This window comes from Rhodococcus sp. NPDC059179 (assembly GCF_042754885.1).
GTDB lineage: Bacteria > Actinomycetota > Actinomycetes > Mycobacteriales > Mycobacteriaceae > Rhodococcus_G.
In genome coordinates this window covers 171,293-194,574 of the sequence record NZ_JBHZBV010000001.1, presented here as the reverse complement: position 1 = coordinate 194,574, position 23,282 = coordinate 171,293, and the positions used below count along the sequence as shown (strand labels likewise).

Here is a 23,282-nt window from a genome sequence, read left to right as displayed (position 1 = left end):
AGGCGTGAGCGGATGTCATTACAGCCCGGCGTGCAGGCCCGCGTGCCGGTTCCGCAACCCGATGGCCGCGTCGCCACGGTGCCGCGGCAGGCCGGACGCCACGACCACCACCAGTGCCCCCGTGTCGAGTTCGTCGGCGATCGGCAGTTCCTGGTAGCTCGGCTCGATGCCGAACTCGTCCGGCGGAACCCACATCTGCACCCAGGTGACGATCTCCGCGTCCCGGTGCTGGTAGCCGTCGAATCCCTCGCCTCCTAAACGGTCTCGGGTTGCATTGGCTAGCTCAGGGTCTCGTGGGCGGCGGGGATCGAGCCGAGCCGGCCTGCCTGGAAATCCTCGAACGCCTGGATGACCTCAGCCTTGGTGTTCATGACGAACGGTCCGGCCATCGCGACGGGCTCGCGGATCGGCTTGCCCCCGAGGATGAAGACCTCGAGGGACTCGGTCCGGGAATCCTGGGTGTCCGACGCGGAGATCGTGACGGTGTCTCCGCGGTGAAATCCCCCGTCGCTTCGCTCGCCCCGTCCGAAGACGGTGGTCTGCCCCATCCGCACCGGCCTGCGCTCGGCGCCGACCGTGCCCTCGCCCGCGAGGACGTACGCGAGCGCGTTGAACTCGGGGTTCCACGGCAGGGTCAGGGAAGCCCCCGGCGCGATGGTGGCGTGCACCAGGCTGATCGGGGTGTAGGTGGAGCCGGGGCCCTGGTGGCCGTCGACCTCGCCCGCGATGACGCGGACCAGGGCGCCGCCGTCGGGGGAGGACAGCAGCGCGACCTTGTTCCCGGTGATGTCCTGGTAGCGCGGCGCAGCCATCTTGTTGTCGCGGGGCAGGTTCACCCACAGTTGCACGCCGTGGAACAGGCCGCCGCTGACCACCAGGTGCTCGGGCGGGGTCTCGATGTGCAGGATGCCGCCGCCTGCGGTCATCCACTGGGTGTCGCCGCCGCCGATGGTGCCGCCGCCACCGTTGGAATCCTGGTGCTCCATGATCCCGTCGATCATGTAGGTGACGGTCTCGAAGCCGCGGTGCGGGTGCCACGGGGTGCCCTTGGGCTCACCGGGCGCGTAGTCGACCTCGCCCATCTGGTCCATGTGGATGAACGGGTCGAGGTACTTCATGTCGACGCCCGCGAACGCGCGGCGCACCGGGAAGCCCTCGCCCTCGTAGCCCACCGGCGCGGTGGTTACGGCCAGGACCGGCCGGGATGCGGCATCGGGTGCGGTCTCGGCGATGCGGGGCAGGGCGAGGATGTTGTCGACGGTCACGGCGGGCATGGGACGCTCCCTCGGGTCAACTAATTGATTGTTCAACTAGTTCTGCTGTTCTCAACGCCGGAGTTCGCGAGGTATTCCCGCGTGCCGCCGAACGGGCGGTTATCGGGGCATTCGCCGAGTGCGCCGCCCGGAAACCGCCCGTTCGCGGGTGACGGTCGGGGTGAACGGGAGATAGTGGAGACCGTGGCCACCAAACGAACATCCACCCTGGCAATGAGCGGTGCGGCACTGGCGGCGGTGGGTCTGCTCGCCGCGGGCTGCGGCGACGGCACCGACGCGGCTCCCGACTCGTCCGCCCCGCCGGGGATCAGCACCCAGGGCACCGGGAAGGTCAGCGGGACGCCCGACACCCTGACGGTCATGCTCGGCGTGCAGACGCAGGCGCGGGACGCGGCCGGCGCCCTGGCGGAGAACGCGGAGAAGGCGAACGCCCTCATCGACACCCTCAAGGGAAAGGGGGTGCGGGCGGAGGACATCCAGACCAGCGGACTGTCCGTGCAGCCGACGTACGACCCGAACTCGTCGACGATCACCGGTTATCAGGTGACGAACCAGGTGACGGCGACGGTGCACGACGTGGGCGCGGCGGGCGGGCTGATCGACGCCGCCGCGGCCGCAGCGGGCGATGCGGTGCGGGTCCAGCAGACCTCCTTCTCCATCGCCGACGACAGCGACCTGCGCGAGCAGGCGAGGGCCGACGCGGTGCGGCAGGCTCAGGCGCAGGCGAGCCAGATCGCCGAGGCCGCCGGGGTCGAGCTCGGCAAGGTGCGCTCGATCACCGAGGTGCCCGCCGCCGGGCCGACCCCGTACCCGTACCCGGGCGCGGCGCTGGACCGCGCCCCCACGCCGATCGAGCCGGGCGGCCAGGAGCTGACCGTGACGGTCGCGGTGGTCTACGACATCGACTGATCACTCGAAGGCTGCTTCCTCACAGTCTTCTCACACTCGCGCCACCCTGATGCCAGAGATCGCCAGTACGGTCCGGCACATGGTTGCCGCACATGCGAGTTCGAGACGCGGGCCGTGGGTGATCGCCGCGGTCGCGGCGCTCCTCGCCGCCGTCGTCGGGGTCTACTTTCTGGTCGCCACGGAGGGCGCATCGACCAGGACCGTCGCGATCGTCAACGAGGACGCGGGCGCGGTGGTCGACGGCAAGCCGATGAACGCGGGGGAGCAGGTCGTCGCGGCGCTGCAGGAATCGAGTGACTTCGCCTGGGAGACGGTGTCGGCCGATGAGGGGTCGGCCGACGCATACCTGGCCTCCGTGACGATCCCGGCGGGCTTCTCCGACGCGGTGAACTCGCTCTCCACCAACGCGCCCCGGCAGGCGGAACTGGCGGTGCACTACAACGGCGACGGCTCGGCCGCGGACGCGGAGACGATGGCCGCGCTGATGACGACCGTCTCGGATCAGACCGGGGCGCAGGGGATCAAGGACGTGCTGGCCGGGATCGCCTCGGCGCGGGCGCAATTGCAGCAGACGCTGCTGCCGTCCCAGCTGCTGACGGCGGCGACGAACGCCGCGGACGCCCAGGCCCAGCAGCTGCTCGGCCAGGCCGATCAGGTGCTGCCGCTACTCGCGACGGCGAACGACGGCGCGAACCAGCTCGTCGACGTCGCCGGGCAGGTGTCGGCGATGGTGGACGGCGCGGCCGGCCCGGTGACCGAGGTGTCCGGGCGGTTGACCGAGCTCGGCGTCACCCTCGGCGACGTCACCCGCTCCACCGAGCAGCTGCAGGGCGGTCTCGACGCCGCGGCCGCGGCCCTGCGTGCCATCGGGCTCCAGGCCGACACGGTGCGGATGCTCGAGCAGACCCGAGCCGATCTCGCGCTGGTGTCCGGTCAGCTCACCTCGATCACCGGGTTGCTCGGCACCGACGCCGGCCCCGACACCGACCTGGGCGGCGCGCTGCGCGGCGGGCTCGGCCAGCTACAGGACGTGTCCGCGCAGCTCACCGACGCCGGCAACCAGCTCCAGGCCGGGATCGGGCCGATCGCCGAGCAGGCGCCCGCGCTGCTCGGCACCACCAAGGACCAGATCCTCACCGGCGTCAGCCAGCTCAAGTCCGTGTCCACGCAGCTCGGGGAGCAGCTGACCAAGGGGGTCAACACGATTCCCGCCCGCAACGCCGCCCAGCAGGATCGGATCTCGTCCGTGCTCAGCGCGCCGGTGGCGGTGATCCAGAGCGGCGGCACCGACGCCGGGTCGGAGGTGCTGACCGCGCGAAACCTCGCGATCGTGTTCGCGGCGACCACCGCGGCGCTCGCCGCCGCGCTGGTGTGGACGGTGCGGCGGCGGGCTTGAGCGTGCAGCACCGGATCCTGGAAACTTCGCATCCCATACTGGTACCGTTTTGGTATGAGCAAGCAGATCGCGGTTCGTCTGCCCGACGAAATCATGGAGTTCGTCGATGCCGAGGTGAACGAGCACCGGGCACCCAGCCGAGCCTCCGTGGTGATCCGTGCGCTCGAGCGTGAGCGTCGGCGCCAGGTCGCGGCCCGGGATGCGGCGATCCTCGCCCACGCGGGTGCCGACCCGGATCTGGATTCGCTCGCCGACTACGCCGCGAACCTGATGATGGATCTCGACTGATGCGACCGATCGCCATGGCCAAGCTCGACAAGGCCCGGCCCGTGCTGATCCTCACCCGCGAACTGGTCCGTCCGCACCTGACTCGGGTCACGGTGGCGCCCATCAACAGCACTATCCGTGGTCTGTCCAGCGAGGTTGCGGTTGGGCCGGGGAACGGGCTTGAACACGAGTCAGTCGTCAGCTGCGACAACATCGTCACCATCCCCGTCGGTGCGCTGGGCCGGCACCTCGGCTATCTGCTGCCCTCGCAGGAGCAAGCGCTGTCGGAGGCGATCCGGGCGGCCTTCGACCTCGACTGATCAGCCGGGAATGTCCGGGTTCAGAACCCGTCGAGTGCGACCCGGCACAGTTCGGCGGGGCGGTCCGGGTCGTCCGGGTCGGTGATCAGCCAGCCGCCGCGCAGGTCGTCGTCCACGGCCAGGCCCTCCACCTTGCGCCGGCTGGGCCTGCCGTCGGACTCCAGCAGACGGGTCCAACGGACGGCGAGCGGACCGTTCGCGCCCTCGATCAGGCCGACCGCCGCGCCCGCGACCGGGCCGTCGGCGATGGCGTCGTCCGTCTGCTCGGCCGCTGCGAGGAACACCGCGCGATCATGGCCGAGGATCGCGGCGTCGGTGATCCCCAAGCCGACGCCGTCCAGCGTTCCCAGGTCAAACCGGTTGAACCCGAGCACCTCCGGACGATCGCCGTCGAGGACGCCCACCGGCAGGTCCACGCTCGCGCTCGGTGCGGAGCCGGCGCCGCGATGGAACAGCCGTAGCCGCGAGCCGTCCACCCCTGCCCCCTCGATGTTGGGCCGATCGCCGAGATCCAGTGCCCGCCGCACGCTTTCGTAGATCTCCGGCATCTCACGCAGGGTCACGGCGGCGCCATCGGGGTCGATCCGCGCGAGCGTGCACCGGTTCTCCAGTGACCCGGAGCCCAGGAGGTGGACGCTGCCGTCCGGGGCGCGCAGGGCCGCCTCGAAGTCGGGTTTGTCCTTCTTGGCCAGCGCCGCACCGTCGCCCTTGAGCGGCAGCGGGGTGACGCCGAGACCGGGCAGGTCGATCCAGGCGGCGCAGAAGGCATCGTCCTGGACCGCAAGCAGCCGGGCGCCGACGCGCACCAGCGCCGAGCCCGCACGCACGCCGGGCAGGGGATTCACCGCGACGAGGCGGGCACTGAGTTCCGATCGCACCGTCAACACACTAGGGGAGCGCTGTTCAGTTCTGCCGGTCCCAGCGGGCGGGGTCGGCTTCGAGCGCGGAACGGTCCCAGTTCCCCAGCGCGGCGGCGGCGTCGTAGGTGCTCTGCAGGAACTCCATCAGCGTCGCGTCCGGGTCGGCGGCGGTGCGCACGGCCTCGTAGGGCAGCACGAACTCGCCGAGTTCGGCGCTGTAGTGCGCCTGCGCCGGGCCGATCGGGTGGTCGGCGAAGCCGTCCGGCGCCGGGTACGCGTAGGAGTAGAAGCCGCCCTCCTCGCCGCCGCCCGGCCAGAACCCGCAGCTGCTCAGCTCGCGTGAATAGCCCTCGACCATCACCCAGTCCGCACAGTTCGGGGCTCCACCGGGGTGGGTGGGGGCGCCGCGCCCGGAGAATCGGGTGCAGGCGAGATCCATGGCGCCCCAGAAGAAGTGCACGGGCGAGCACTTGCCGATGAAGTGCGACCGGAACCGGGTCAGCACCCGGTCCGCCTGCACCAGCTGACGCCAGAAGAGGTTCGCAGCCGTGGCGTCGTACGAGGCGTGGACCTCGTCCTCGGCGAACGGGATCGCCGTGGCGACCTCGTTGGGACTGGCCTGAATCCGCACCTCGACGCCCAGCTCCCCGAGCGCCGCCACCGTCTGGGCGTAGAACTCGGCCACCGACTTCGGCTCGAGGGAGATCCGCCGCGCGCCGCCGTCGCTGGTCCGCATGCGCAGCTCGTGGTCGCAGAAGTCGAACTCGATCTCGAGGATCCCGGAACCGCACGGGATCGCCGAGGTGGTCAGCCCGCGGGCGGTGACGTACAGCGTCACCTGCCACCAGTGGTTGAGCAGCGGCGCGTGCACCAGCCGGATCTTTCCGATGATCTGCGTCCACATGTGCAGGGTGTCGCGGGTGGCGGTCCAGTCGTCGAGGCGCAGCGCGGGCCACGCGTCGGTCGCCGTCGTCTCGGTCATCGTGTCTCCCTCCGTGAATGCTCCCCGGAATCGTCGATGCGTACCCGAGTCTGCCACCTACACTCGGATCCGTGGCCCACACCGAGTCCTCGTTCACCGGCAAGTACGGCACCCGGATCGACTACGACGTCTGGACGCCGGACGGGGAGCCGACCGCGGTGCTGGTGCTCGCGCACGGCTTCGGCGAGCACGCCCGCCGCTACGACCACGTCGTGGCGCGGCTGCTCGGGTTGGGCCTGGTGGTGTACGCGCCCGACCACCGCGGTCACGGCCGCTCGGGCGGCAAGCGCGTCGAGCTCAAGGACTGGTCGGACTTCACCGACGACCTGCGACGGCTGTTCGGGATCGCGACCGCAGAGCATCCGGGGCTCGACAAGTACCTGCTCGGGCACAGCATGGGCGGGGCCATGTCGCTGTCCTACGCGCTCGACCACCCCGGCGACCTGGCCGGGCTGATCCTGTCCGCCCCCGCCGTGGACGTGACGATCGGGGTGCCGCGGGTGGTGGTCGAGGTGGGAAAGGTTCTCGGCAGGTTCGCGCCGCGGGTGCCCGTCGAGTCGCTGGACGCCGCGTTGGTCTCCCGCGACCCGGCCGTGGTCGCCGCCTACAACGCCGACCCGCTGGTGCACCACGGCAAGGTCCCCGCAGGCATCGCCCGCGGGATGATCGTCAACGCCGAGTCGCTGCCCGACAGGCTGCCGACGCTCCGGGTTCCTCTGCTGCTGCTGCACGGCAGCGAGGACGGGCTGGCGAACGTGAACGGCAGCCGGATGATCGCCGACATCGCCGGCTCGGAGGACCTGACGTACACGGAGTACGAGGGCCTGTACCACGAGGTTTTCAACGAGCCCGAGCGTGACCAGGTGCTCGACGACGTGGTCGAGTGGCTGGAGCCGCGCCTGCGGTCCTGAGCGGACCCGAAGTTCGTGGCGGCGCCCGTCTCGGGGGTCGCAGCTCCCGTCTCCGCAGCACTTCGACGTCTCCGGTTCGGCCTCCACCGCCGTCGCCGTCCCGGGGGACCGGTACTCGCTGACCGCGCTCGGCCCCAACGGGTTCCGGCGTGAATTCGAGGGCAGTCTGGCCGGGGCCGCCGCGGCACTGGCGGTCCGCACCGGCGTCGACGCAGGCGGCCACCAGCGGCGCCGGATGCGTAGTTCGGGAATCGGGACGCGCGCCTGCTGGTCCTAGTCTGGTGGGGTGGAAGCGGTGAGTGCGGTGGAGCGACAGTACGGCGGGAGACCGGTGACGGCCCGCAGGGCAGAACGGCGAACTCAGTTCATCGCTGCGGCGCTCGCCGTGTTCACCGAAAAGGGCTACGCGCGAAGCTCGGTCGCCGATGTCTGCGCCGCCGCGGGGCTTGCGCGGAGCCAGTTCTACGCCGAGTTCGCCAGCCGCGAGGATCTCCTTCTCGCGCTTTACGACCAGATCCAGGCCGATGCCAGGGAGGCGATGGTCGCGGCGCTCGCCGAGGTGGCCTCGCCGGAGCTGCGCGATCTCGTCGCGGCCGCGATGGCGGCCTTCGTCGAATCGATCGGCGCGGACCCCCGGCGAGCGCAGATCTCGTACGTCGACATCGTCGGCGTCAGCCCCCGCGTCGAGCAGCATCGACTCGACCAGCGGGTGGTCTGGGCCGGGTTCTTCGAGTCGACACTGAGGGGTGTCGTCGGCGAGGGTTTCGAACCGCCGGGCGGGTACCAGTTGGCCGCGACGGCCTTCATCGGCGCGCTCACCGCGCTGGTGCACCAGTGGAGCACCACCGATCCGCGGCCCCCCGTCGCCGGTCTCGTCGAGGTGATGACGACATTGCTGAGTGCGCTGGCGCGCGACGCCTCCGAGACCTAGGTCATTTCACTCCGGCCATTGTCATTTGGCACACAGCGCTCTACAGTCGTGCGAGCAAAGTTAGACACATGTATCTAACTTCACGTGGTTCGCTTGCGAGACCCGGGCCGGGGCGCGGACCACGATCATGGACACCGGCACGGGGAGGGCGCCGTCATGGCAGGGGACAGGATGTTCGGGCGGGGGCTGCGCCGGGTGTGCGTGGTGGCCACGGTGGCGGCGTTGGGGCTGGTCGCGTTCTCCGCTCCAGCGCTCGGTGCGCCGGCAAGTGAAGGTGTCCCTGGGGTATCGCCACAGGTCGCCGTGCAACCGCCCCTGCCCTTTCCGGTACCGCCGAAGATCCCCGAGTTCGACGCGGAGTTCTACAGCCCGCCCGCCGAGGTGGTGGCGTCGAAGGCGCCTGGCGAGATCATCGCCGCCCGCCAGGTCCATCTGGCGAACCTCAGTGTGATTCCGCTGAATGTCGATGCCTGGCAGGTCTCGTACCGGTCGAACAATGGTCGGGACGAGGCGATCCCCGCGGTGGCCACGGTCATCAAGCCCCGCGGCGGAACCAAGGACGGGGCGCCGCGCCCGCTGCTGTCGTTTCAGATGGCCGAGGACTCGCTCGGGCGCTACTGCGCTCCGTCGTACGTGATGCAACAAGCGTCGGTGCCGTGGCTGCTGACCGGTGCCGTCACCTCGGGCGCGCAGTTCCTGGAGGTGCAGGCCGCGCTGGCGCAGGGCTGGGCCGTCGTCGTTCCCGACCATCAGGGACCGAACTCGTCCTTCGCCGCCGGTCCCGTGGCGGGGCGGATCACCCTCGACGGTATCCGGGCCGCGGAGAACTTTGCGCCGATGCAGCTGAACGGCCCGTCGACGAAGGTGGGGATGGTCGGCTACTCGGGCGGGTCGATCCCGACCGGACACGCGGCCGAGCTCCGCCAGTCCTATGCACCCGAACTCGACATCGTGGGCGCCGCGGAGGGTGGCGTCGCCGCGGACCTCGGCGCGCTGGTCGAGAACGCGAACAATGCGCTCGGCGCCGGCATCGTCGCCTCGGGCGTGATCGGTGTCAGTCGCGAGGACCCCGAGCTGGCGGCGTTCGTCGATGAGCGCATCAACCCGGTCGGCCGCGCGCTCTTCGCGGCGAAGGACAACCTCTGCGTGGCGTGGAACTCGTCGCTGGCGCCGTTCCTCAATCTGAAGGGATTCTTCGACGGCGGCGATCCGTTGCAGAATCCGGTCGCGAAGAAGGCCCTCGCGCGGACGGCGATGGGGACGTCGGTGCCCGACATGCCCATGTACATCTATCAGTCGAACCCGGACTGGCTCGTTCCGGTCGGCCCGGTGAACAAGCTGGTCGAGACCTACTGCCAGGACCCGTCGGCGAGCGTGACCTACACACGCGACCATTTCAGCGAGCACCTGAGCCTTGAGGTGGCCGCCGTCCCGAGCGTCATCCTGTGGCTGCGGGACCGGTTCGCCGGTGTGCCTGCCCAGCAGGGGTGCAGCACCACCGACGTCGGATCGATCGCGCTTGACCAGAAGACGTGGCCGGTGTGGGTGCAGGTCGTGGGCGAGGCGGTCGCCGGTCTGTTCGGAAAGCCGATCGGGGCCTGAGGAGTTCGGCCCGCTAGTAGGGTGGCGAACTGCCGATAGCGGCGACGATCCACGGCAGCGGCGTGCTGCCCGTTGCCTGCGAGGAGGAATGAGCATGGGGCAGCCTACGCACCGGACCGTCGCGGTCAACGGGATCGAGATGCAATTCGCTGATCAGGGCGAGGGCGATCCGGTGGTGCTCTGCCACGGCTTCCCGGGGCTCTGGTTCAGCTGGCGCCACCAGATCGAGGCGCTCTCCGCCGCCGGCTACCGCGTCATCGCCCCGGACATGCGCGGCTACGGACGGACCAGCGCGCCGGCGGTTGCGTCCGCCTACGACCGGCCGCACACCGTCGGCGACATGGTCGGCCTGCTCGACGCACTGGGCATCGAGCGGGCGGTGTTCGCCGGCCACGACTTTGGTGCGCACCTGACCTGGGACCTGCCGGCCTGGGCGCCGGACCGGGTATCCGCGCTGATGCAGCTGAGCGTCCCGCGGGCGCCGCGACTGCCGGTGCAGCCCAGCGTCGGGTTCAAGTACCTGGCGTCCAAGCACTTTGCGCACGTGCACTACTTCCAGGAGCCGGGCGTCGCGGACCGGGAGCTCGGGGACAACGCCCGGGCGTTCCTGGCCAAGATCTTCCACGCGCTCAGCGGAGCGAACCGCTACCTCGACTGCTGGGAGTTCCCGTCCGAGGGCAACGGCTATCTGGACGTGCTTCCCGAGCCGCCCGCGCTGCCCTGGTCCTGGCTCGACGAGAACGAATTCGACTACTACGTACAGGAATTCGAGCGGACCGGGTTCACGGGCGGCCTGAACTGGTACCGCGCGGAGGACGCCGTCTGGGCGCAGAACGAGTCGCTGCACGAGCGGCCGGTGGAGGTGCCGGTGACCTTCATTGCCGGGGCCAAGGATCCGGTGCTCGAGATGATGGGCAGCGATCCGTTCGCGACCATGAGCAGGCTGGTGCCCGGCCTGGTCTCCACCCACGTGATCCCGGACGCCGGGCACTTCGTGCAGATGGAAAAGCCCGCCGAGGTGAACTCGGCGATGCTCGAGTTCCTGGGCGGGTTATCCGACTGAACCGGTCCCCCGACCTCCCCAATGTCACACCGGTTCGCATGACGCGAACGAGTGTGACATTGGGGAGGTGCGGGTCGGGAGGTGCGGGTGCGGGCTACTTGATCGCGTCCAGCGAGGACAGGGTGAGGGAGCAGGCCTGCGCGACCTCCGCGCCCTTCTTGTCGAAGTGGTTCGCGAAGAAGGCGGTGTGGTCCTCGGTCTCGTGGAAGTGGTGCGGGGTGAGCACGGCGGAGAAGACCGGGACGTCGGTGTCGAGTTGGACCCGCATCAGCCCGTCGATCACTGCGGACGCGACGAACTCGTGCCGGTAGATGCCGCCGTCGACGACCAGTCCGGCGGCCACGATGGCCCGGAACCGGCCGGTGCGGGCGAGCCGCAGGGCGTGCAGCGGGATCTCGAAGGCCCCGGGGGTCTCGAAGAACTCGATCTCGCCGGACGTGTGGCCCAGCGTCCGCCATTGCGTGACGAAGGCGTCTCGTGCTCGGTCGACGATGGGTCGGTGCCACGTGGACTGAACGAAGGCGATGCTCATTCCATGATGCTAGTTCGGCCCACCCAGGCGTGGCTATCCGGACACGCGTTCAGTTTCGATCGTAGGCGGTGTGGGATGAAATTGCTTGTCACGCAAGGGAATTACCGTGACCGGCGCGGTTCGCGTTCTCTCCGTACAGTGTGGACATGGACAAGCCCGAGGTAGCGCTGGACAACTGCGACGAGGTGTACGACTTTTACCTGCGGCACCAGCAGAATCGGCTGGCCGCCAGGGCCGCCTACGGGCTGCTCGCACTGAAGTTCCGGCCCCGGGTGACCTATGCGGATGGGGCGAAGGAGCAGGTCCGGGCCCTGGTGCGGTCGGACTCCCGGCTGGTTCTGGCGGTCAACCACCTGAGCCAGAGCGATCCGTATACGGTGGCCGCCGCCGCGTGGGCCAGCGCGCTGCGCCCGGCGATCGGCCGGACCCGGGTGTTGGCGAAGGACGAGCTGTTCCTCGAGCCGAAGCGCCGCGAGCGGGTGGACCTGATGGGCGGCATCCCGGTGTTCCGGGGCAAGAACCACGGCATGCGCGCGGTCAACGCGGCCGGTCAGCGGATGATGGACGTGTGCGCCGAGCGGATGCGGCGCGGCGACGACCTGGCCATCTTCCCGGAAGGCACCTGCAACGAGGAAGACCCCACCCGGCTGCAGAGGGTCGGCAGCGGGATCGGCCACATCATGAGCCGGGCGGTGAAGCTCGGGGTCCGGCCGGTCCTGGTCTACATGGGCATCAGCTATGGGCCGGTGTCCGGGAAGGTGACGCGGGCGAGCGTCTACCTCGACACCCCGGTCGCCGACGTCCCGGAGAAGCCGGCAGACATTGCGCGCCTGGTGGCCGACGGGCTGCAGGGTGCGGTGGACGGCGCTGTCGCACGTTACTGAGCCTCGCGCTAGTGAGCGCTGCGTCACGGAGCCGACCCCTGTGATACCCCCTTGGGTATGATCGGCGCATTCGACGAGGAGAGGAACCTCATGCAGGAAGTGGATCTGGCAGCGCTCGACGCCGCCCTGGCCGCCGGCGCGCCGGTGATCGACGTGCGCGAAGCCGACGAGTACGCCCGCGGGCACGTGCCGGGGGTCCGGCTGATCCCGCTCGGTGAGCTCGTCGCCCGCATCGACGAGGTGCCCGCAGCGCCGACCGTCTTCGTGATCTGCGCGATGGGCGGCCGCAGCGCGCAGGGCGCCTCGCTGCTCGGGGCGGCGGGCATCAACGCGGTGAACGTCGCGGGCGGCACGGACGCCTGGATCAGCTCCGGCCGGTCGGTCGCCTCGGGCGCGTAGCCCGACGGACGCCTACCGCGCCGCCCATAGGCGGCGGTAGGCGTCCTCCTCCGCCTCCCGGGCGGCCCGGCGCCGGGGGTTGTCCAGGTCGACGGGCAGGCCGTTCTTCTGCAGTCGCCGCGCCCGGTTTTGGTGCATGTAGACCACCGAATAAAACAGGGCCAGCAGGACGCCGAGCAGCACCATGGACGCCCGCAGCCACAGCGGCCCCGGGAACAGCATGAAGATCGCGAAAAGCGGGATGAACGGCACCATCGCCCGCACCAGGTGCCGGACGACGTAGTGGTCGCCGGTGATGTCGTTGCGGACCCAGTCGTTCATCGACGCCGGCAGCTTGGCGCCGCACGCGTAGGCGATCCATTGCAGCGGGTTCGGTCGGGTGGCGGTCATTTAGTCCAGTGCTCCTGCCGTGAGTGCGGCCCGGTTGATCCGGGTGAGAACGTCGTGCAGCTCCTCGAGCTCGGGCAGCCCGACGCCGAGGCGGGCCATCACCGCGGCCGGGATCAGCTCGGCCTGGGATCGCAGCGCCCGCCCTGGCTCGGTCAGCTCGACGACCAGCTGCCGCTCGTCCTCGCTGCTGCGGGTCCTGGTGATCAGGCCCGACGCCTCGAGCCGCTTGAGCAGCGGCGAGAGGGTCGGCGAGTCGAGCTGCAGGGCGCTGCCGATGGCCTTCACCGACATCGGCGCCTCGCCCCAGAGCGCCAGCATCACCAGGTACTGCGGATGCGTCAGGCCCATCGGCTCGAGCAGCGGCCGGTACACAGAGAGCACCGCGCGGTTGGCGACGGCCAGCGCGAAGCAGACCTGGCGGTCGAGGGCGAGCGGGTCGACATCCTGTGACTGTTCGACGGCGGACATGCAGTAGATCGTACCCGAATAGATCGTGCACTAACTAGTTGGTCGAGCGTGCGATGTCCTGTTCACACGAGCATCCTCCTCGAACGGGCCGCCTCGTGATCACGACGCGCATCGGTGTGTGACGCTTCACGAACACGGCAATCGCCGAGAACAGCAATGCGCCCGACGCCGACGCCCCCTAGCTACCATCGGGCCGTGGTCATTCAAAGGTTGGAGACCCTCGGACTCGTTGTTGGACCGGCGATTTTCGCTCTGTCGCCGCTGTTCTGGGTCGACGGTCACTACGGTGTCACCGGCGGAATCCTCATCGCCGTGGCGACAGTGCCATGGGTGTACGGACTGATCGGCCAGTACCTCCGTCTCCGCCCGCATCTGCCGGTCGTATCGGGACTGTGGATGCTGCTCGTGTTGATCGGAATGTTCGGCACCGTCGCATTCGGACTGCAGGGCTTCTTCGAGAGTGTGTTCGGCGTGAACGACTCGTCGTCCCTCGCAGCGTTCGACAGTTATCCGTTGGCAGGGACGATCATGTTCTTGATCGCCGGTCCGACATTTCCCTTCGCCTTGCTCATTCTCGGCGCGATGCTGTGGCGGACGAGGCTGACGCCCGAGTGGTGCGCCGCGCTCGTGTGTGCCGCGGCAGTCGCGTTTCCCGTGGCCCGCGTCACCCGGTCGACGCCGATCGCGTTCGTCGCCGACCTGGTCATGCTGGCCGCCTTCTGCGGCGTCGCCTGGTACTCGTGGCCCAGAAGATCGACAGACGGCTGATCAAACCCGTCGAGGTGGTCGTTGCGCGAGGTGTGCGCCGAGCGTGCATCTACCGTCCCGTCCTCTCGCGCGATGCCCCGATAGGTGCACTCTCGGCGGGAGTCAGCCGCCGCGCGGGACCTCGAACCCCCACGGCAGCTCCAGCCGATGCCGGGCCAGCAACTCCGCGTCCGCGAGCAGTTCGAGGACCGGGCCGTCCGCGACCAGCCTGCCGTCGTCGATGATCACCGCGCGGGCGCACAGCTGCGCGGCGTAGGGCAGGTCGTGGGTGACCAGCATCAGGGTGGTGTCCAGGCCGAGCAGCACCTCGGCCAGCTCCCGCCGGGCCACCGGGTCGAGGTTCGCGGACGGCTCGTCGAGCACCAGCACGTCGGGCCTGCACGCCAGCACCGTGGCCAGCGCGACCCGCCGACGTTGCCCGCCGGACAGGTGCGACGGAGACCGCTCGGCGTGCTCGCGCATGCCGACCGCGGCCAGCGCCTCAGACACCCGCCCGCGCAGCTCGTCGCCGGTGACGCCGAAGTTCGCCGGACCGAACGCGACGTCCTGCGCGACGGTCGGCATGAACAGCTGGTCGTCCGGATCCTGGAAGACGATGCCGACCCGGCGCCGGGCCTCGCGCAGGGTGCGCCGCTCGACCGGGGTGCCGCCGATCTCGACGACGCCCTCGGTGGGGGAGAGCACCCCGTTCAGCTGCAGCATCAGCGTGGTCTTGCCCGCGCCGTTGGGGCCGAGCAGCGCGACCCGCTCGCCGACGCCGACCTCCAGGTCGACCCCGCGCAGCGCGACGCGGCCGTCGGGGTAGGCGTAGCCGAGGCCGGTGACGCGCACCGCGGCGGTCACCGCTGTGTCAAAGCTCATCCCGCCATCACCGCAGCCAGGCAGACGGCGACCGCGCCGAGAGCGGGGGCGAGGCCGACCAGCCAGCCGCGCGCGGTGGCGGCGGGTGTGCCGAGGTCCGGCATTGCGCCGGTGAAACCACGCGACGCCATCGCCAGGTGCACCCGCTCGCCGCGCTCGTAGGTGCGCAGGAACAGCCCGCCCACCCCGCGCGCGGTGGCGCCGAGCTGACGCAGGGTGCGCGGGTCGTCGCCGCGGGAGATTCGGGCGATCCGCATCCGGTTCGCTTCCGCGGCAAGCAGATCCACGTAGCGCAACATCAGCACGACCACGGTGGTGACGAGAGCGGGCACCCGCAGCCGGGTCAGGCCCAGCGGCAGGTCGGCGGCCGGGGTGGTGGCCGCGAGGGTCAGCGACGTTAGCACGCCGAGCGTGCCCTTTATGAGGATGCCCCACGCCGCGTACAGGCCCGCGACGGAGAGGGAGAGTCCGGCCCAGTGCACGCGCTCACCGCCCTCGCTGAACGGGAGCAGCACCGCGAGGACCACGAACGGAACCTCGATCAGCATCCGCGGCGCGATCCAGCGCAACGGGATCCGGGCGACCTGCCACACCGCAAGCAGGACAACGGCATACAGGCCGAAGGCCCACATCTGCTCGCGGGGGGTCGCGACCACCGCGAACACCCCGACCGTCGCAGCGACGATCTTCACCTCGACGGGTAACCGGTGCACCGGGGAGTCGCCCGCGCGGTACAGCGGGTGGGCGTGGCCTGCGCCCATCGTCAGGTCTTGCGGGTGTGGTTCGAACGCGCGATCAGCCAGAACAGGCCACCCGCGACCGCGAACGTCGCTGCCGCGCCGATGATTCCGGCGATCCCGGACAGGCTGTCGTTGCCGGCGAGGGCGTAGTCCGCGAGCGGGCCGCCGGCGAGGTGGTGCTCGCCGGCGCTCTGTGCGATGCAGTTGCCGGTCAGTTCCTCGCCCGCCTCCGTCGAGGTGATCGTGCAGCCGCGCAGGGTCGTCGAGTCCAGCCCGTCGGGGCTCGAGCTGGCGAGATAGCTGACCACACCCGCGATGAACAGGGCGACGACGGCGAAACCGGCGAGGAACCAGGACCTTCGGGATGTCATGCCGGCATCTCCGCGAGCCGTCGGGGTGCGGTGCGCAGCAGGTACACCAGGTCGGGCCGAGCCCTCGCGACGGCCACGACGGTGAGCGCGGTGATCAACCCCTCGCCGACGCCGATCAGGGTGTGGGTGCCGAGCATGTACCAGGCGACCGTGTCGAGTGAGGTGTGGCCGACGCCGCCGAGCGCGTATTCGAGCAGGAATCCGGACGCGGCAGCCAGTGTGTTCGCCAGCGCGGCAACGAAAGCCAGCGCGGCAAGGCCTGCATCGCCGAACCTGCGTCGCAGGGGTCGCAGCGCGACGGCCACCGCGTAGCCGACCCCGACGCCGATCAGGGCCATGTTGGTGATGTTGGTGCCGAGCGCCGTGAGGCCACCGTCCGCGAAGAGCAGCGCCTGCACGACGAGCACGATGGCCACGCACAGCGCGCCGGTGTAGGGGCCGACCAGGATCGCGGCGAGGGCACCGCCGAGCAGGTGGCCGCTGGCGCCGGGCAGGATCGGGAAGTTCACCATCTGCACCGCGAAGATGAACGCGGCCACCAGTCCCGCCATCGGTGCGGTCCGCTCGTCCAATTCGGCGCGGGCCTTCCATCCGGCCAGTGCGACGCCCGCCACCGCGACGACGCCGAACAGCAACGAGATCGGCGCGTCTACCAGGCCGTCGCTCATGTGCATGGCGAGGAACGCGTCGTTGGGGCTGTTCACCCGGGCAGCATATCGGCTCGCCTCAACACTTGCTCAGTTGTTCAAATGAAGCGAGGGCGCGTCAGGTCAGGTCGCTGAGGCGGGTCGAGGGACCGATGGTGACCCCGATCTTCTTCAGGTTGCCGTCGAGCACCTGCCAGATCGAGACGCTGAGAAAGTCCGCCAGCTGCTCGACGGTCAGTGCCGACTGCGGGTTGCTCAGCCAGCGGTTGACGCTCACGTCGACGAGGCCGATCAGGCCGAACGCCAGCGATTCCGCGAGGTCGGAGTCCTTGCCGAGGGATCGGAGCACCGACTCGAGTAGCCCGGTCAGCTGCACCGCGATGGCCGTCTTCGTCCCCGTGACCACCCGCGACCCGGTGGTGCGGTGGCTCGGCGAGCCGGTGCCGAGGAACTGGTGCAGCCGCGGCGCTTCGACGATCCAGCGCAGGTAATTGTCGACGGCGCTGGTGATCGCCTCCTCGATCGTGCCCGCAGGCGTGAGGCCAGGCGTGACGTGCTCCATCAGGCGTTCGAGGATTCGGGCGCGCAGCTGTTCGTCGAGGTCGCCGCGGTCCTTGAAGATTCGGTACACGACCGACCGGGGCACGCCTGCCCGCTCGGCGATCTGCTGCACCCCCACGTCGGAGCCGCCCTCGTTGATGGCGTCCATGGCGGCCTCGAGGATCCGGTCCCTGCGCTCCGCCTTGTGGTCGTCCCACCGGGTGGCGCGCCCGTCGGTCGGGGCGCGTCGCGCGGTTTCGGCTGGCATCGGGGTCATGTTACCGACCTTGTCATTGACGGGACACTCTGTCTCACTTACTTTAGTGGGACAGCGTGTCGCAGACAGATTTGTCTCTCATTCAGGAGTGGAAATGGGCAACAGGGTTTTCGTCGTCGGGGTCGGCATGACGAAGTTCGAGAAGCCGGGGGCCCGCGAGTGGGACTACCCGGACATGGCGCGCGAGGCCGGGACCAAGGCGCTCGAGGACGCGGGCATCGACTACCGCCAGGTCGAGCAGGCCTACGTCGGCTACGTCTACGGCGAGTCCACCTCCGGCCAGCGCGCCGTCTACGAGCTGGGCCTGACCGGCATTCCCATCATCAACGTCAACAACAACTGCTCGACCGGCTCGACGGCGCTGTACCTGGCGACCCAGGCAGTCAAGAGCGGCCAGGCGGACTGCACCCTCGCGCTCGGCTTCGAGAAGATGCAGGCCGGCTCGCTCGGCACCACCTACGACGACCGCGAGCAGCCGATGATGCGGCACCTGCTCGCGCTCGCCGAGCTGCAGGAGTTCGCGATGCCGCCCGCGCCGTACATGTTCGGTGCGGCCGGCAAGGAGCACATGGAGCGGTACGGCACCACCGAGGAGCAGTTCGCCAAGATCGGCGTCAAGAACCACAAGCACTCGGTCAACAACCCGTACGCCCAGTTCCAGGACGAGTACACGCTCGAGGAGATCCTCGCCTCCAAGCGGATCTACGGCCCGCTCACCAAGCTGCAGTGCTCGCCCACCTCGGACGGCTCCGGCGCGGTGATCGTGGCCAGCGAGGCCTTCGTCGACAAGCACGGCCTCGCAGGCCAGGCCGTCGAGATCGTCGGCCAGGCGATGGTCACCGACATGGAGTCGACCTTCGCCGACAAGAGCGCGATCAGCCTGGTCGGCGCCGACATGACCCGCGTCGCCACCCGGAAGGTCTACGAGCAGGCAGGCATCAGCGCCACCGACATCGACGTCATCGAGCTGCACGACTGCTTCTCCGCCAACGAGCTGCTCACCTACGAGGCGCTCGGCCTGTGCCCCGAGGGCGACGGCGGCAAGCTGGTCGACGCCGGTGCCACCACCTACGGCGGCCAGTGGGTCGTCAACCCGTCCGGCGGCCTGATCTCCAAGGGGCACCCGCTCGGCGCCACCGGCCTGGCCCAGTGCAGCGAGCTGACCTGGCAGCTGCGCGGCACCGCCGACAAGCGCCAGGTGGCGTCCGCCGCCACCAAGTCCGGGGTCGCGCTGCAGCACAACATCGGCCTCGGCGGCGCGGTCGTCGTGACCGCGTACAAGCCGGCCGACCGCTGACCCAGTTCCGAAATCCCCCTCAGGAATAGCAAACCTACTCACCCGCAAGGAGTTTCATCATGGCTTCCGTTTCCGTCTCCGCCAGCCTGCCCGCCGCCCCCGAGAAGACCTGGGAGGCCCTCTCCGACCTGTCCCGCTGGGAGGAGTGGCTGACCATCCACCAGGGCTGGAAGAGCGAGCTGCCCACCGAGGTCAAGCTGGGTGCCAACTTCACCGAGGTCGTCTCGGTGATGGGCATGGCCAACAAGATCGAGTGGACCGTCACCGAGGTCGACGCGCCGAACCTCGTCAGGATCGCCGGCACCGGCATGGCGGGCGTCACCGTCGAGTTCACCCTCAAGGTCGAACCGGAGGGCGCGGGATCCAAGGCGATCATCGACGCCAGCTTCAAGGGCACCATGATCGTCGGCCCCATCGGCAAGGCCGTCGCCAAGAACGCCGCCGCGGACCTCGAGGCCTCCCTCGCGAAGTTCGCCGAACTGGTCGGCTAAGCGGCATGACTACCCCCACAGTCGAATTCGACACCTCGGGGCTGGGCGAGTGGACCGACGAGGAGCGCTTCGAGGTCACGGCCGAGCGGATCGCCGAGTACGCGGCGGCCACCAACGACCCGATCGAGCGGCACCTGCGCGGCGAGATCGCCCCGCCGGTGTTCGCGGTGGTGCCCGCGTTCTTCTCGATGGCCCCCGCGGCGCTGTCGGTGGCCCCGGTGGAGCTGCTGATGAAGCTGGTGCACGGCGAGCAGGACTTCCACTTCCACCGCCCGATCTACCCCGGCGACACCCTGGTGGTGCGGGCCAAGCCGATCGGGTTCGAGGGCATGGAAAACGGCTCGACCGTGGTCGTGTACGTCGAGACCCGCACGGACAAGGGCGAACTCGTCAACGAGCAGTGGATGACGGCGTTCTTCCGGAAGGTCGACGCGGGTTCCGGCCTCGGCGACAAGGCGCCCGGCCACCGGTTCGACGAGGCGCTGCGTTCTGCCGCTCCCGCAGCCAAGGTCCTCCAGCACATCGACAAGGACCAGACGTTCCGGTACTCGCCTGCCTCCGGTGACCCGATGCCGATCCACCTGGACGACGAGATCGCCCGGATGTCCGGACTGCCCGGGATCATCAACCACGGCCTGTGCACGATGGCGTTCACCTCGTGGGGCGCGCTGACCGAGCTGGCAGGCGGAAAAACCGAGCGGCTCAAGCGGCTCGCGGTCCGGTTCGCCAAGCCGGTGCTGCCCGAGCAGGACATCGCGACCCGGTTCTGGGCTGTGAGTCCTTCTGGCCCCGTGTCGGACTACAAGGACTCACGGGCGTATGCCTTCGAGACCACTGTCGGCGACGAACTGGTGATCAAGGACGGCCTGGCCGTCATCTCCGACAACTGAGTCGGCACAGAAACTTTCGATGACTGAGGAGAAGATGTAATGGGAACCCTGGACGGACGGGTGGCGATCGTCACCGGTGCGGGACGCGGCATCGGCCGTGAGCACGCGCTGCTCTTCGCGCGCGAGGGCGCGAGCGTCGTGGTCAACGACCTCGGCGGTGCCAACGACGGCTCCGGCTCCGATGCCGGTCCCGCGCAGCAGGTCGTCGACGAGATCGTCGCGGCAGGCGGCAAGGCCGTCGCGAACACCGACAACATCGCCACCTGGGACGGCGCCAAGGCGCTCGTCGAGCAGGCCGTGAGCGAATTCGGCGGCCTCGACGTGCTGGTGAACAACGCGGGCATCCTGCGTGACGCGTTCATCGCGGGCATGGAGGAGAGTCAGTGGGACGCGGTGATCGCCGTGCACCTCAAGGGCCACGCCGCCACCCTGCACCACGCCGCGGCGTACTGGAAGGCGCAGACCAAGGCCGGCGAAACGGTCAACGCTTCGGTCATCAACACCTCGTCCGCGTCCGGCACGTTCATGCCGAACGCCGGTCAGGGCAACTACGGTGCGGCCAAGGCCGGCATCGCCGCGCTGACGCTGGTCGCCGCGGACGAGCTCGAGCGCTACGGCGTGCGGGTCAACGCGATCGCCCCGATCGCCCGCACCCGGCTGACCCTCGCGACCCCCGGCATGGGCGCCCTGTTCGCCGCCGAGGTCCCCGAGGGCGAGTTCGACGCGTTCGCCCCGGCAAACATCTCGCCGCTGGTGGCGCGCCTGGCGTCGGCCGAGTGCAAGCTCACCGGCAAGGTGTACGCGGTCCAGGGCGGCGGCATCACCGAGCTCGCCGGCTGGCACGACGTGAACACCATCGAGTCCGAGGGGCCTTGGACCATCGACGACCTCGCGAACCGACTGGGCTGAGGGCGGGAACGTCATGGCACGCAACAGTTATGAGCTCGGACTCGGGCTGAGTGAGGAGCATGCGGCGCTGGCCGACTCGGTGAGCGCGTTCGCCGAGCGGACCATCACCACCGAGCAGGTCCGCGCCGCGGTCGAGGCGAAGTCCGAGGCCAAGTTCCCGGAGTTCTGGCAGGCCCTGGTCGGTCAGGACCTGCTGGGGCTCGCGGTTCCGGAGGAGAAGGGTGGCCACGGCGCCGGCCTGCTCACCCTGGCGGTGGCGCTGGAGGCGTTGGGCCGAACCATTTCTCCGGGCCCGTTCGTGCCGACCGCGCTCGCCGCCGCGGTACTCGCGGCCGCGGATTCGAAGATCGGCATCGAGGTGCTGCCCGGCCTGATCGACGGGTCCCGGACCGCGGCGGTCGCGCTGGGTACCGCGTTTCACGTGGAACCCGATTCGGACGGCTACCGGCTGAGTGGCGGAACCGATGCGGTGCTCGGCGGCGAGCACGCCGACGTGCTGCTGTTGCCCGCCCTCGTGGGCGACGAGATTCGCTGGCTGGTAGTCGATTCGGCGGACGTGACGGTGACCGGCCAGGACAGCATCGACGTGCTCCGCGGGTCGGCACGGGTCGAGGCGGACGGTGTGCTGGTGGCGGCCGAGCGGGTGCTCGACGGGCTGAGCGGGCAGCGGGTGCGGGCCATCGCCGCGGTGGTGCTCGGCGCGGAGGCCGTCGGCATCATGTCGTGGTGCGTGTCGACGGCGTCCGAGTACGCCAAGACGCGGGTGCAGTTCGGCCGGCCGATCGGCCAGTTCCAGGGCGTCAAGCACAAGTGCGCGCACATGGGCATCGCCCTGGAGAAGGCCCGCGCCGTGGTGTGGGATGCGGCGTCGGCGCTCGACAAGGGTGACGACACCGCGGACTTCGCGGCGGACGTGGCCGCGGTGATCGTGGCCGACTCGGCGGTGCAGGTGGCGCAGGACTGCATCCAGGTGCACGGCGGCATCGGGTTCACCTGGGAGCACGACGCGCACCTGTATTACCGTCGCGCGCTGGCACTTCGGGGCGTGCTCGGCACCCGCGAGGAGCGGGCGAATCGGGTGGCGGAGCAGGCGCTGGCCGGGGTCACCCGGGCCTCCGTGCTGGAGCTGCCGGAGGAGGCCGAGACCATCCGGGCCGCGGTGCGGGCGGAGCTGGCCCCGATCGCGGAGATCGACGACGAGGACGATCAGCTGATCGCGCTCGGCGACGGCGGGTGGGTGCAGCCGCATCTGCGGGGGCCGTACGGCCGCGGTGCCGGTCCGCTGGAGCAGATCGTCATCTCGCAGGAGATCAAGGCCTCCGGGATCGCGATGCCGCAGCTGCTGATGGGCGGCTGGGCGGTCTCCGCGGTCGTCGGGCACGGGTCCGAACAGCAGAAGCAGGACCTGGTGGTCCCGACCCTGCGCGGCGACCTGGTGTGGTGCCAGCTGTTTTCCGAGCCGGGCGCCGGCTCGGACCTGGCCGCGCTGAGCACCAAGGCGGAGAAGGTCGACGGTGGGTGGAAGATCACCGGCCAGAAGATCTGGACCACGGTGGCGCAGTTCGCGGACTGGGCGATGCTCATCGCCCGGACCGACCCGAGCAAGCCGAAGCACGAGGGCATCACGTACTTCGTGCTGGACATGTCGACCCCGGGCGTGACCGTGCGGCCGCTGCGCGAGATGACCGGCTCGGCGCTGTTCAACGAGGTGTTCCTGGACGACGTGTTCATCCCGGACGCGAACGTGATCGGCGAGGTCAACGACGGCTGGCACGTCGCCCGCACCACCCTCGCCGGTGAGCGGGTTGCGCTGAGCCAGAAGATGGAGGCCTACGCCAGCGACTCCGACCTGATGGCGTTCGTCGGCGGTCGGGAGCTTGGCCCGGTCGGCAAGTACCGCTTCGGCGAGCTGATCGCCGAGAGCCAGGCCATCGACCTGATCGGGTCGCGGGTGGTGCTCAAGCAGCTCTCGGGCGCGGACGTGAGCACCACCTCGTCCGTCGGCAAGCTGCTGGGCATGGGTCTGGGGCAGGCGATCTCGGAGTTCGTGGTCGCCGAGCTGGGTGCGGCGGGCACGGTCGCGGTGCCTGGCGAGCCGAGCGACAAGGCGATGGAACAGCTCATCGCCGGCCGTGCCACCACCATCTACGGCGGCACCACCGAGGTGCAGCTGAACGTGATCGGTGAGCGGATGCTGGGGCTGCCCCGGGACTGAGGCGGCTGCGCCGCAGTGGTGCGGATACGGAGTGGGGGGACTCCGTGTCCGCACCCCCGGCGCTGTGCGCATGGGGCGATACTGGAGT

Annotated in this window: 29 protein-coding genes; 17 read left to right on the top strand and 12 right to left on the bottom strand. The window is 69.7% G+C overall.

Annotation, left to right across the window (positions count from 1 at the left end):
• Positions 1-18: 18 nt before the first annotated feature.
• Both ACFXMV_RS00885 and ACFXMV_RS00880 read right to left on the bottom strand, forming a co-directional pair.
• Positions 19-201 (bottom strand): hypothetical protein, encoded by a 183-nt coding sequence (locus tag ACFXMV_RS00885; RefSeq protein ID WP_378499035.1) that lies wholly within the window; start codon positions 199-201, stop codon positions 19-21.
• A gap of 77 nt (positions 202-278) precedes the next feature.
• Complete coding sequence (locus ACFXMV_RS00880) at positions 279-1,274, bottom strand: pirin family protein (RefSeq protein ID WP_378499034.1); 996 nt, start codon at positions 1,272-1,274, stop codon at positions 279-281.
• Positions 1,275-1,457: 183 nt separating this feature from the next.
• On the opposite strand from ACFXMV_RS00880, the gene ACFXMV_RS00875 reads away from it, so the two are divergent.
• The 4 genes from ACFXMV_RS00875 to ACFXMV_RS00860 all read left to right on the top strand — a co-directional run bounded on the left by ACFXMV_RS00875 (position 1,458) and on the right by ACFXMV_RS00860 (position 4,166).
• Positions 1,458-2,183 carry an SIMPL domain-containing protein gene (locus ACFXMV_RS00875; protein ID WP_378499033.1) on the top strand — a complete coding sequence of 242 codons (726 nt, stop codon included), beginning with the start codon at positions 1,458-1,460 and terminating at the stop codon, positions 2,181-2,183.
• A 79-nt stretch (positions 2,184-2,262) separates the two neighbouring features.
• Positions 2,263-3,579, top strand: coding sequence for a YhgE/Pip domain-containing protein (locus ACFXMV_RS00870; protein WP_378499032.1), 1,317 nt, complete (start codon positions 2,263-2,265; stop codon positions 3,577-3,579).
• A 54-nt stretch (positions 3,580-3,633) separates the two neighbouring features.
• Entirely contained in the window at positions 3,634-3,867 is a 234-nt protein-coding gene (locus ACFXMV_RS00865) for a YlcI/YnfO family protein (protein ID WP_378499031.1), read from the top strand.
• Positions 3,867-4,166, top strand: a complete 300-nt coding sequence (locus ACFXMV_RS00860) for a type II toxin-antitoxin system PemK/MazF family toxin (RefSeq protein WP_378499030.1) — start codon at positions 3,867-3,869, stop codon at positions 4,164-4,166. Before ACFXMV_RS00865 ends, ACFXMV_RS00860 begins: the two co-directional genes overlap by 1 nt.
• Before the next feature lie 20 nt (positions 4,167-4,186).
• On the opposite strand, the gene ACFXMV_RS00855 is transcribed toward ACFXMV_RS00860, so the two are convergent.
• Both ACFXMV_RS00855 and ACFXMV_RS00850 read right to left on the bottom strand, forming a co-directional pair.
• A complete protein-coding gene (locus ACFXMV_RS00855; RefSeq protein WP_378499029.1) occupies positions 4,187-5,044 on the bottom strand; it encodes a DUF6929 family protein in 858 nt (285 codons plus the stop codon).
• A 25-nt stretch (positions 5,045-5,069) separates the two neighbouring features.
• Positions 5,070-6,008: a DUF5996 family protein gene (locus ACFXMV_RS00850; RefSeq protein ID WP_378499028.1), complete on the bottom strand. Its 939-nt coding sequence runs from the start codon at positions 6,006-6,008 to the stop codon at positions 5,070-5,072.
• 71 nt (positions 6,009-6,079) lie between these two features.
• Between ACFXMV_RS00850 and ACFXMV_RS00845 the strand changes: the two genes are divergently transcribed.
• From ACFXMV_RS00845 to ACFXMV_RS00825, 5 genes are all read left to right on the top strand, one after another.
• Complete coding sequence (locus tag ACFXMV_RS00845; protein WP_378502699.1) at positions 6,080-6,919, top strand: alpha/beta hydrolase; 840 nt, start codon at positions 6,080-6,082, stop codon at positions 6,917-6,919.
• Complete coding sequence (locus ACFXMV_RS00840) at positions 6,864-7,196, top strand: hypothetical protein (protein WP_378613116.1); 333 nt, start codon at positions 6,864-6,866, stop codon at positions 7,194-7,196. The genes ACFXMV_RS00845 and ACFXMV_RS00840 overlap by 56 nt, the downstream gene beginning before the upstream one ends.
• A gap of 9 nt (positions 7,197-7,205) precedes the next feature.
• A complete protein-coding gene (locus ACFXMV_RS00835) occupies positions 7,206-7,850 on the top strand; it encodes a TetR/AcrR family transcriptional regulator (RefSeq protein WP_378501714.1) in 645 nt (214 codons plus the stop codon).
• 171 nt (positions 7,851-8,021) lie between these two features.
• Positions 8,022-9,452, top strand: a complete 1,431-nt coding sequence (locus ACFXMV_RS00830; protein ID WP_378501716.1) for a lipase family protein — start codon at positions 8,022-8,024, stop codon at positions 9,450-9,452.
• Positions 9,453-9,540: 88 nt separating this feature from the next.
• The gene (locus tag ACFXMV_RS00825) at positions 9,541-10,515 is read left to right on the top strand and encodes an alpha/beta fold hydrolase (RefSeq protein WP_378502700.1); all 975 of its coding nucleotides are present in this window, start codon (positions 9,541-9,543) and stop codon (positions 10,513-10,515) included.
• Between the two features lie 94 nt (positions 10,516-10,609).
• On the opposite strand, the gene ACFXMV_RS00820 is transcribed toward ACFXMV_RS00825, so the two are convergent.
• Positions 10,610-11,047, bottom strand: coding sequence for a 6,7-dimethyl-8-ribityllumazine synthase (locus ACFXMV_RS00820; RefSeq protein ID WP_378502701.1), 438 nt, complete (start codon positions 11,045-11,047; stop codon positions 10,610-10,612).
• Positions 11,048-11,193: 146 nt separating this feature from the next.
• On the opposite strand from ACFXMV_RS00820, the gene ACFXMV_RS00815 reads away from it, so the two are divergent.
• The gene (locus tag ACFXMV_RS00815; RefSeq protein WP_378502258.1) at positions 11,194-11,931 is read left to right on the top strand and encodes a lysophospholipid acyltransferase family protein; all 738 of its coding nucleotides are present in this window, start codon (positions 11,194-11,196) and stop codon (positions 11,929-11,931) included.
• 90 nt (positions 11,932-12,021) lie between these two features.
• Positions 12,022-12,330, top strand: coding sequence for a rhodanese-like domain-containing protein (locus ACFXMV_RS00810; RefSeq protein WP_378502260.1), 309 nt, complete (start codon positions 12,022-12,024; stop codon positions 12,328-12,330).
• A gap of 12 nt (positions 12,331-12,342) precedes the next feature.
• Here ACFXMV_RS00810 and ACFXMV_RS00805 read toward each other — a convergent pair whose 3' ends face one another.
• Both ACFXMV_RS00805 and ACFXMV_RS00800 read right to left on the bottom strand, forming a co-directional pair.
• The gene (locus ACFXMV_RS00805; protein ID WP_378502702.1) at positions 12,343-12,720 is read right to left on the bottom strand and encodes a DUF5313 family protein; all 378 of its coding nucleotides are present in this window, start codon (positions 12,718-12,720) and stop codon (positions 12,343-12,345) included.
• Positions 12,721-13,188 (bottom strand): MarR family winged helix-turn-helix transcriptional regulator, encoded by a 468-nt coding sequence (locus ACFXMV_RS00800; RefSeq protein WP_378499131.1) that lies wholly within the window; start codon positions 13,186-13,188, stop codon positions 12,721-12,723. It lies immediately after the preceding gene.
• Positions 13,189-13,383: 195 nt separating this feature from the next.
• Between ACFXMV_RS00800 and ACFXMV_RS00795 the strand changes: the two genes are divergently transcribed.
• A complete protein-coding gene (locus ACFXMV_RS00795; protein WP_378499130.1) occupies positions 13,384-13,956 on the top strand; it encodes a hypothetical protein in 573 nt (190 codons plus the stop codon).
• A 102-nt stretch (positions 13,957-14,058) separates the two neighbouring features.
• On the opposite strand, the gene ACFXMV_RS00790 is transcribed toward ACFXMV_RS00795, so the two are convergent.
• The 5 genes from ACFXMV_RS00790 to ACFXMV_RS00770 form a co-directional block, all read right to left on the bottom strand.
• Positions 14,059-14,817 (bottom strand): energy-coupling factor ABC transporter ATP-binding protein, encoded by a 759-nt coding sequence (locus ACFXMV_RS00790; protein WP_378499129.1) that lies wholly within the window; start codon positions 14,815-14,817, stop codon positions 14,059-14,061.
• On the bottom strand, positions 14,814-15,578 hold the full coding sequence (gene cbiQ / locus ACFXMV_RS00785) for a cobalt ECF transporter T component CbiQ (RefSeq protein WP_378499128.1): 765 nt from the start codon (positions 15,576-15,578) through the stop codon (positions 14,814-14,816). The genes ACFXMV_RS00790 and cbiQ overlap by 4 nt, the downstream gene beginning before the upstream one ends.
• 2 nt (positions 15,579-15,580) lie before the next feature.
• Complete coding sequence (locus tag ACFXMV_RS00780; protein ID WP_378499127.1) at positions 15,581-15,928, bottom strand: PDGLE domain-containing protein; 348 nt, start codon at positions 15,926-15,928, stop codon at positions 15,581-15,583.
• Positions 15,925-16,602, bottom strand: coding sequence for an energy-coupling factor ABC transporter permease (locus ACFXMV_RS00775; protein WP_378499132.1), 678 nt, complete (start codon positions 16,600-16,602; stop codon positions 15,925-15,927). The genes ACFXMV_RS00780 and ACFXMV_RS00775 overlap by 4 nt, the downstream gene beginning before the upstream one ends.
• A 91-nt stretch (positions 16,603-16,693) precedes the next feature.
• Positions 16,694-17,392 (bottom strand): TetR/AcrR family transcriptional regulator, encoded by a 699-nt coding sequence (locus ACFXMV_RS00770; protein ID WP_378499126.1) that lies wholly within the window; start codon positions 17,390-17,392, stop codon positions 16,694-16,696.
• Positions 17,393-17,486: 94 nt separating this feature from the next.
• On the opposite strand from ACFXMV_RS00770, the gene ACFXMV_RS00765 reads away from it, so the two are divergent.
• The 5 genes from ACFXMV_RS00765 to ACFXMV_RS00745 are packed head-to-tail and all read left to right on the top strand — an operon-like array spanning position 17,487 to position 23,194.
• Complete coding sequence (locus tag ACFXMV_RS00765) at positions 17,487-18,689, top strand: lipid-transfer protein (RefSeq protein WP_378499125.1); 1,203 nt, start codon at positions 17,487-17,489, stop codon at positions 18,687-18,689.
• 59 nt (positions 18,690-18,748) lie between these two features.
• The gene (locus tag ACFXMV_RS00760; RefSeq protein ID WP_378499124.1) at positions 18,749-19,180 is read left to right on the top strand and encodes an SRPBCC family protein; all 432 of its coding nucleotides are present in this window, start codon (positions 18,749-18,751) and stop codon (positions 19,178-19,180) included.
• A 5-nt stretch (positions 19,181-19,185) separates the two neighbouring features.
• Positions 19,186-20,070 carry a MaoC/PaaZ C-terminal domain-containing protein gene (locus tag ACFXMV_RS00755; protein WP_378499123.1) on the top strand — a complete coding sequence of 295 codons (885 nt, stop codon included), beginning with the start codon at positions 19,186-19,188 and terminating at the stop codon, positions 20,068-20,070.
• A gap of 39 nt (positions 20,071-20,109) precedes the next feature.
• Positions 20,110-20,979, top strand: coding sequence for an SDR family oxidoreductase (locus ACFXMV_RS00750; RefSeq protein ID WP_378499122.1), 870 nt, complete (start codon positions 20,110-20,112; stop codon positions 20,977-20,979).
• Between the two features lie 13 nt (positions 20,980-20,992).
• Positions 20,993-23,194 (top strand): acyl-CoA dehydrogenase, encoded by a 2,202-nt coding sequence (locus ACFXMV_RS00745; RefSeq protein ID WP_378502703.1) that lies wholly within the window; start codon positions 20,993-20,995, stop codon positions 23,192-23,194.
• The last annotated feature ends 88 nt before the right edge of the window (positions 23,195-23,282 follow it).

Bases quoted from the DNA above. Each gene is read 5' to 3' on its own strand.
- ACFXMV_RS00880 (WP_378499034.1), bottom strand. From the start codon at position 1,274: ATGCCCGCCGTGACCGTCGACAACATCCTCGCCCTGCCCCGCATCGCC.
- ACFXMV_RS00870 (WP_378499032.1), top strand. From the start codon at position 2,263: ATGGTTGCCGCACATGCGAGTTCGAGACGCGGGCCGTGGGTGATCGCC.
- ACFXMV_RS00865 (WP_378499031.1), top strand. From the start codon at position 3,634: ATGAGCAAGCAGATCGCGGTTCGTCTGCCCGACGAAATCATGGAGTTC.
- ACFXMV_RS00860 (WP_378499030.1), top strand. From the start codon at position 3,867: ATGCGACCGATCGCCATGGCCAAGCTCGACAAGGCCCGGCCCGTGCTG.
- ACFXMV_RS00850 (WP_378499028.1), bottom strand. From the start codon at position 6,008: ATGACCGAGACGACGGCGACCGACGCGTGGCCCGCGCTGCGCCTCGAC.
- ACFXMV_RS00830 (WP_378501716.1), top strand. From the start codon at position 8,022: ATGTTCGGGCGGGGGCTGCGCCGGGTGTGCGTGGTGGCCACGGTGGCG.
- ACFXMV_RS00825 (WP_378502700.1), top strand. From the start codon at position 9,541: ATGAGCATGGGGCAGCCTACGCACCGGACCGTCGCGGTCAACGGGATC.
- ACFXMV_RS00820 (WP_378502701.1), bottom strand. From the start codon at position 11,047: ATGAGCATCGCCTTCGTTCAGTCCACGTGGCACCGACCCATCGTCGAC.
- ACFXMV_RS00815 (WP_378502258.1), top strand. From the start codon at position 11,194: ATGGACAAGCCCGAGGTAGCGCTGGACAACTGCGACGAGGTGTACGAC.
- ACFXMV_RS00810 (WP_378502260.1), top strand. From the start codon at position 12,022: ATGCAGGAAGTGGATCTGGCAGCGCTCGACGCCGCCCTGGCCGCCGGC.
- ACFXMV_RS00805 (WP_378502702.1), bottom strand. From the start codon at position 12,720: ATGACCGCCACCCGACCGAACCCGCTGCAATGGATCGCCTACGCGTGC.
- ACFXMV_RS00800 (WP_378499131.1), bottom strand. From the start codon at position 13,188: ATGTCCGCCGTCGAACAGTCACAGGATGTCGACCCGCTCGCCCTCGAC.
- ACFXMV_RS00790 (WP_378499129.1), bottom strand. From the start codon at position 14,817: ATGAGCTTTGACACAGCGGTGACCGCCGCGGTGCGCGTCACCGGCCTC.
- cbiQ (WP_378499128.1), bottom strand. From the start codon at position 15,578: ATGGGCGCAGGCCACGCCCACCCGCTGTACCGCGCGGGCGACTCCCCG.
- ACFXMV_RS00780 (WP_378499127.1), bottom strand. From the start codon at position 15,928: ATGACATCCCGAAGGTCCTGGTTCCTCGCCGGTTTCGCCGTCGTCGCC.
- ACFXMV_RS00775 (WP_378499132.1), bottom strand. From the start codon at position 16,602: ATGCACATGAGCGACGGCCTGGTAGACGCGCCGATCTCGTTGCTGTTC.
- ACFXMV_RS00770 (WP_378499126.1), bottom strand. From the start codon at position 17,392: ATGACCCCGATGCCAGCCGAAACCGCGCGACGCGCCCCGACCGACGGG.
- ACFXMV_RS00765 (WP_378499125.1), top strand. From the start codon at position 17,487: ATGGGCAACAGGGTTTTCGTCGTCGGGGTCGGCATGACGAAGTTCGAG.
- ACFXMV_RS00760 (WP_378499124.1), top strand. From the start codon at position 18,749: ATGGCTTCCGTTTCCGTCTCCGCCAGCCTGCCCGCCGCCCCCGAGAAG.
- ACFXMV_RS00755 (WP_378499123.1), top strand. From the start codon at position 19,186: ATGACTACCCCCACAGTCGAATTCGACACCTCGGGGCTGGGCGAGTGG.
- ACFXMV_RS00750 (WP_378499122.1), top strand. From the start codon at position 20,110: ATGGGAACCCTGGACGGACGGGTGGCGATCGTCACCGGTGCGGGACGC.
- ACFXMV_RS00745 (WP_378502703.1), top strand. From the start codon at position 20,993: ATGGCACGCAACAGTTATGAGCTCGGACTCGGGCTGAGTGAGGAGCAT.